Annotated in this window: 5 protein-coding genes; 3 read left to right on the top strand and 2 right to left on the bottom strand. The window is 64.6% G+C overall.

What is annotated here, in order from left to right; translation table 11 throughout:
• Positions 1-242: 242 nt before the first annotated feature.
• Together EYQ35_00790 and EYQ35_00785 are read right to left on the bottom strand one after the other, a co-directional pair.
• Positions 243-1,064: a hypothetical protein gene (locus EYQ35_00790; GenBank protein HIF62682.1), complete on the bottom strand. Its 822-nt coding sequence runs from the start codon at positions 1,062-1,064 to the stop codon at positions 243-245.
• Between the two features lie 338 nt (positions 1,065-1,402).
• Positions 1,403-2,602: a hypothetical protein gene (locus tag EYQ35_00785; GenBank protein HIF62681.1), complete on the bottom strand. Its 1,200-nt coding sequence runs from the start codon at positions 2,600-2,602 to the stop codon at positions 1,403-1,405.
• Between the two features lie 374 nt (positions 2,603-2,976).
• On the opposite strand from EYQ35_00785, the gene EYQ35_00780 reads away from it, so the two are divergent.
• The 3 genes from EYQ35_00780 to EYQ35_00770 form a co-directional block, all read left to right on the top strand.
• Positions 2,977-3,708: a response regulator transcription factor gene (locus EYQ35_00780; protein ID HIF62680.1), complete on the top strand. Its 732-nt coding sequence runs from the start codon at positions 2,977-2,979 to the stop codon at positions 3,706-3,708.
• Positions 3,699-5,384, top strand: coding sequence for a HAMP domain-containing protein (locus EYQ35_00775; protein ID HIF62679.1), 1,686 nt, complete (start codon positions 3,699-3,701; stop codon positions 5,382-5,384). Before EYQ35_00780 ends, EYQ35_00775 begins: the two co-directional genes overlap by 10 nt.
• A 106-nt stretch (positions 5,385-5,490) precedes the next feature.
• Positions 5,491-6,625, top strand: a 1,135-nt coding sequence (locus EYQ35_00770; protein ID HIF62678.1) for a hypothetical protein, incomplete at its 3' end; no start/stop codon positions are given.

Here is a 6,625-nt window from a genome sequence, read left to right as displayed (position 1 = left end):
AAGTTAATCCCTCAATGACAGGGCGAGAGCCGAAACTAAAGCTCAGGTTTTTAGATTCCAATATCAGATCAATCATTCCTGCAACCAAGTCAGACGCACAAACTATACCCCCGTCAAAAAGCAAGGCGAACTTTCCCCGCGTGGCATGGCCGGAGTAATAGGCGCCGCCATCGCCCTGTGGGTCCTGCGCAAGGACGACTAGCGCTACCACCACCCCACCCGCCGAGCACCACATCTTTCGCCTAGCGCCGATTCGCGCGGGGGTACCTCCCCCGGGCTCTCCTTTTCGCCTGGTACCTGCAGTAGCGCGCATAGGCTTCGTAGTCGTAGTCCGGTGGCGGCCACAGTTCATCGATCAGGCCCCAGAATTCATTCTGGTTCAGGCCCCCCGTAGGAATAAAGGTGTTGCCACGGCGGCCGTCGCCTGATTCGTCGTAGACACTGTTAGCGCGCCACCACGCCCTGAGCAGATATATACTGGCCCGCTCCAGGGTTACGCCGGGCTTGCGGCAGACCGCTACCGGGTCGTAGCAGTTCGAGTCGTCGTCCCAGTGCTCGTGCTGGATCCACAGGATCCAGTGACTCCCCTTATCGTTGTCCGAAACGTGAAAGCCGCTGTACCCGCCAATCATCGCCGCCATCAATTCTTCGGCTATGAAGACAGCGTCCCGCGGGATCGACAACGGCATGTCTATGCCCCTGTGCACGAACAACTCCCGGTGACATTCGCAGGTGTCGGCCGAACAGATTTCGAGGTCAGCAGGGGTCTGCGGAGCCGGTCCCGGCTTTTCGAGGAAGGGTCCGCACAGCTCCTCGAGCATTGCCAGCACTCCCTGCGTTACTTCGAGGGCGGCGTCTATATCGATCTCGGTCGATCCATCGCCCGCCACCTTTGCCTGCTTGATCGGCGACCACTTATCTACGTGCGAAAGCGCGAAGCTCTCGAACACCCTCCTGCTGACCTCCTTTCGTCCGCGAACGTGAATGGCATCCAGGTTGGCCGCGCCCGGCTTGCTGACGTACTCGTCGACTGCTTCCTTTACCCAACGCTGCTTCAGTTTCATCGCTACTCTCCCTGCGCGCACGCGCGCTGTCGTTTGGCGGAGGCGCTGCGCCGCGATGACACAGCACGCCCGCCGACATCGAGAGGTAAGCTCTTTTACGGGGGAACGGGGCAGCAGTAGGCCGCCCATGTTTGCCACCGGTTTAACCCGCTGGCCACATCGTTCCCTTAAAAGGGCTACCCTGGCACCGTGCTCCCCGTGGTGGCCCTGGATGGGGCCGGGAGTCGGTTGCCGGGCGGGATTACAAAGGCTATCCCGCCTCTCTTGATGTTGCTTCCAGTGTACGGACGCCTGCGAATCCGTCAAGGCAATTCGTCACTCGAAGCTTATAAAAATACTCACCCGGCCGACGCTTCGGCTGCGAAGGCACACACGTGCAACGGGGCACCCTCGGCCACAAGTGCACCGCCGCTTATGCCGCTGCCCGCCTGTGCCTGGCGCTGCCCTCGCCGACTCCTTGAGCCCCGGCTGCTGCGCTGGCGCGCAGAACCCTGCCCGCCGCTCCAGTTCGGAGTGCCTTCGCTGATGCCGTCGCCGCTGCCTCGTCGAGCTCCAGGCCCAGCGCTGGTGTCATCGCCGGTGCCGAACCTCACGTCTTCGCCCAGGCCCAGGGCCGGGTAGCTGTTGGCCTCCACGTCCGACAGGCCCGCGATGAACTCGGCTGCGGCCGTGGGTGACACTGTCGGCATCGCCTCGACGGCCGCGGCCTTGTCTTCGCCGCCTGTGGCCGCCTTCTCATGGGCCGCCCGTTCACGGTCGGCAGCGATGGCGTCAAGCGCGTAGCTGCGTATCAGCTTGTCGGCCACCACCTGGTAAGGCCGCGTGCTGTCGAAGGCCTCAAGGCCCACCACCTCGCCGTTAATTGCGAACACCGCCCCCACCTGGTCGGCCGCAACCCTGAACGCCCCGACGTACTGGTCCAGCGTCTTGCTGTGGTCGCGGTAGGCGTGGTCCAGCGCGCCGGACGGCGAGTGGCTGCCGGCCACCCTGTCTCGGAGCTCGCCGACCTCCTGCCACACCGCCGACTGGTTGGCCTGGCGCCCCAGTCCCCGCTCCAGGTTGCTGCTCACGCGAGAGCTCTTACGGGCCCGGTTGCGGGCGTTATAGAAGTGGTCGGCCTCCGAGAAGACGGCCGAGTTGTAGTCCCAGCGGCCGGCCTCCACGCAGGACACCGGGATCTTCATCTTCGTGCGGGCCGGCACCAGCACCGTGAGGTTGATGATGCGGTTCTGCTTGGCGCCGATCAGCTCCTCGCCGTCTACCAGCAGTACGGGTTTTGCCCCGTCGTTCAGGGCCACCAGCTGCTCGACGCTGCCCGACTCGGACTTCTCGGTTATGCTGAAGCTGCCATCGGCCAGTGCCTCGCCCAGCGTGAGGTAGGCCGGCTCTCCTGCCTGCTCTGTCTTCGTGTCGGAGCGCGGCGTGCCGCGCAGCGGAAATACCGCCAGGTTGCCGAAAACCGTTGCCGGCCCCGGCTCAAAACCCGCCAGCCAATCCTTGGTCAGCTGTACGCTGCTGAGTTCTGTTGTTGTGCTCATACTCTATGCCTCCGTGTCTGTTTTCGTGTTTGGTCTCGTGTCATTTGCCCTGGATGCTCCTGGCCGGGAGTTGTTCTCGCGGTTGTAGTTGCCTTGGTCGTTGGTCACTCGTTGTTTATTCAATCGGCCGTATTTCTTTTGTTCGTGGCTCACTACGTCGTTGTCGTTGTTTGCAGCTCGCCGCCTCCACTCACCACTATAAACATGGTGGTGGCTCAGAACGTGAGCCAGTAGGGTGAGCGTCGCCGCTCGAAAGCGGCTGCGACCGCTTCTGCCGCCTCGCCTTCGGCCACAACCCGAACACACGCAAGCCGCCAGGCGCGGACCCCCGCTTGACACTTCACCCACGGACGCCCACGCTCGCCAAAGACCGTATGCCCGCAGGTGAGCCACAGACCATCCTCGTCGTTGACGACGACCGCAGCATTCGCGACACGGTTTCCTTTGCGCTCAACCGGGCTGGTTTCAACTGCGATGAGGCCGAGGACGGCAACCAGGCGCTGGCCTGTTTTAACCCCGACCGTCATGCGCTCGTGGTTCTCGACATCACCATGCCCGGCGGCCCCTACGGTCTGGAGGTCTGCCGCCAACTCCACGCGCGCAGCAAGGTGCCGGTGATCTTTCTTAGCGCTCTCGACGAGGAGACCGAACGCGTTGTGGGCCTTGAGCTGGGTGGCACCGATTATGTGACCAAGCCTTTCAGCGCCCGCGAGCTTGTTGCGCGCGTGAAGGCCGTACTGCGCCTGGTAGCGATCGGCGACGGACAAGCCGGCGACCAGCAGGCCGGCGAGCCCGCGCCAGCGGTCAGGCACGGGCGCCTTCACCTCGATGAGTCCACGCACCGCGTCTTCTGGGACGACAAGGTAGTGGACCCGTCGCCCAGCGGGTTTCGCCTGCTCGCTGCCCTGATCCGCCGACCGGGGCACGTGCTGAGCCGAGATCAACTGATGGACTACCTCGGTGACGGCGCGGTAGTAGAAGACCGCACGATAGACAGCCACGTGAGCAACCTGCGCGAGGCCATCAAAAGCGCGGGCTGCGACGACGCCCGCGCTGTCGTCGAGACCGTCCGTGGCGAGGGCTACCGCCTGGGCGAATGTCGGTAAAACTGCGCCCCCTGTTTCGCCTCCGTACCGTACTGCTGCTGGTCATGCTGGCCGCACTGCTGGCCCCGCTCGCAGGCGTTTACAGGCTGCTCAACACCGAGATGGCGCGGCAGACGGAGACCGAGCTCTACACCCAGGCAGCGCTTATCGAATCGGCATACCTGCGCGAGCTCGACCGCGAGTACCGGCTGGGCGGCCGCCGCGGCAAGCTCATCAACTGGATACGCGAGCAGGGCTACCCCACTACCGACGCCTACGACAACAACGACGCCAACCCCGACGAACTCGGCTGGCGACACGGCATACTGCGGCCCATTCGTCCCACCATAGACCTGGGCAGTGATCCTCGCCTCGACGTACCCAGCTGGGGCGATAATCCCGGCATGCCCGAAGACCCGACGGCCACCACCATCGGCCACCGCATAGCTCCGCTGCTGGCGATGGCCTACCCGCGCAACCTTTCGGGCGTGCGCGTGCTGGATCGCTGGGGCCGCGTGGTGGCGAGCACGGCCGACGCCACGGGCGACTTCGCGCTGGAGATGCCCGAAGCCTTGCTCGCGCTTTCGGGCCGGCCAGCGTCGGTGATTCGAAAGCGCAGCAGCGAGTCGCTGCCGCAGGCCCGGCTGCTGCGCCAGAGTCTTACGACCATAGCCCGTGCGGGCGAGGTGACGGTCTACGTGGGCTATCCCATCATCTACCCTCCCCTGCTCGAGCCCGATCATCCCCAGCGCTACGTGCTGGGCGCGATTATCCTGGGCCGCACCCCGCGCAACGTGCTCAAGGCGCTGTACTACAAGCGCGACCAGATCGCGGTCTACGCCGCAGCCGCCGTCGGGATGCTTGCCCTGCTCGTGCTGGCGGTGGCGGGCACCCTCACGCGTCCCATGCGCCGGCTGGTGGAGCAGTCGCGCAACGTTGCCGCCGGCCGCTCGGCGGGCAGCGTGGCCATACCGCGGCCAGGCACGCACGAGGTGGCCGAGTTGAGCCGGGTACTGGCCGACACGGCGGCGTCGCTGGGACAACGCGACAATTACATTCGTGATTTTGCGCGCACGATGTCGCACGAGTTCAAGACACCGCTGGCGGGCATCATCGGCAGCGTGGAGACACTATCCGATCACGTCGAGACCATGTCGGCCGACGAGCGTAAGCGTTTTCTTGACAACATCGCCCACGACACCGGGCGCCTGCAACGACTGAGCGTGGGCCTGCTCGCCCTTGCCCGCGCCGACGTGCTCGTGCCCAGTGGCGAAACAACGTCGCTCGACTTGCTGCTCACAGCGCTGGCCGAGCGCTACGAGGCCCGCGGACTCGGGCTCACACGCGAGGGCAACGCGCTCGACGCCCGGGTACCGATGGACCGCGATACCACCGAGACAGTACTCAGCAACCTGCTCGACAACAGCCTGCGCCACGGCGGGTCGCGCGTGACGTTCACCGGCACCGTGGTCGAGGGCAGCCTGTTGCGTATCGACGTGACCGACAACGGCGAAGGCCTGCCCGCGGGCGACCCCGAGCAACTGTTCAAGCCTTTTTTCTCTACCTCGGCCGACAAGTCGGGAACCGGCCTGGGCCTGGCCATCGTGCGCTCGTCGCTCGAACGCCACGGTGGCAGCATACGAGCGCTCGACACCACGCCTGGCGCCACTTTCCGCCTCGAACTACCCGTCGTTTAAGCGTTTAACCGCCGCCGCGCGCCTGCACCAAACCTGCACACACAATCCACGTTCTTTCCTTGTTTCTTCCACGACGCCTGCAAACCGCGGGCGCACTCTCCTGTTCATGACCTCAATGCAGCAAGAAAAAACCAACACAGGAGATTCAGTCATGACAACAAGCAACACCAACACTTTGCTCCCAAAAGGCGCTTTGCACCCGCAAACTGCCCGCAGCTGCGCCGACGCGCAAGGTTTTCTCGTCTACCTGGCCACCAGCCTCGCACTGGTGGCCTGCTTTGCAGCCGCCGCCTTCGCCACCGTGGAGCCGGCGGACAGGCTGACAACGATTCACTCGCTGACCACCCCCTCTCCCACCTGCCGGCCCGGGCAGGCCACGAGAGGCGAGTGCCGAATAGGCCTGCGCCCGACCGTGCGAACCGCGGCCGGCGGCATTTCGCCGGCGGTGTACACCATCGACGAGGTCACGCGTGGCTCGCTGCTGTTGCCCACCTCCACCGACGGCAAGTTCCTGGCCGCGCCCAGGGTGGGTAGCAAGGTGGTCATCAACATCAGCGGCACCGTGGCGCGCACGGTCGTCACCCAGCGTTTCTACAACCCCAGCGACGAGTGGGTCGAGGCGGTGTACGTCTTTCCGCTGCCCGACAAGGCCGCCGTCGACGGCATGCGCGTGCGCGTGGGCGACCGATTCATCGAGGGTAAGCTCAAGCTCAAGCAGGTGGCCATCAAGCAGTACACAGAGGCCAAAAGCGCCGGCAAGGTAGCCTCGCTTGTTATCCAGCAACGCCCCAACCGTTTTACCAACCGGGTGGCTAACATCGGCCCCGGCCAGGAGGTGGCCGTGGAGATCGAGTACCAGCAGGTGCTCGACTACAGCAACGAAAGCTGGCGCCTGGATTTCCCCATGCTGGCCGTGCCCCACGAGGCCGGCACGAACTCCGCCGACCGGGAATCAGACACAGACCCCCTCGAGCTTGAGATCAATATAGACGCGGGCCTCCCCTTGTCGTCGATCAAGAGCCCCAGCCACAAGATCAAAGTGGCCAGGCTCGGCGGACACCTGAGCCAGGTCACGCTTGCCAACGGCAGCACGGCGGCCAACCGCGACTTCGTGCTCAATTGGAAGCCGCGCGTGGGCAAGGAGCCGCTGGCGGCCCTGCTCAACGAGACCAACGGCGACCAGGCCTGGCAACTGCTCATGGTCGTGCCGCCCTATGCCGACCAACCCAGCAGCTCCAATA

Source organism: Candidatus Binatota bacterium (genome assembly GCA_012960245.1).
Taxonomy (GTDB): Bacteria; Desulfobacterota; Binatia; order UBA1149; family UBA1149; genus UBA1149.
The sequence above is the reverse complement of the archived record's forward strand: the minus strand, read 5'-3'. Positions and strand labels throughout refer to the sequence as shown.

Coding starts and splice junctions, on each gene's coding strand:
- EYQ35_00790 (HIF62682.1), bottom strand. CDS start 1,064: ATGAAACTGAAGCAGCGTTGGGTAAAGGAAGCAGTCGACGAGTACGTC.
- EYQ35_00785 (HIF62681.1), bottom strand. CDS start 2,602: ATGAGCACAACAACAGAACTCAGCAGCGTACAGCTGACCAAGGATTGG.
- EYQ35_00780 (HIF62680.1), top strand. CDS start 2,977: ATGCCCGCAGGTGAGCCACAGACCATCCTCGTCGTTGACGACGACCGC.
- EYQ35_00775 (HIF62679.1), top strand. CDS start 3,699: ATGTCGGTAAAACTGCGCCCCCTGTTTCGCCTCCGTACCGTACTGCTG.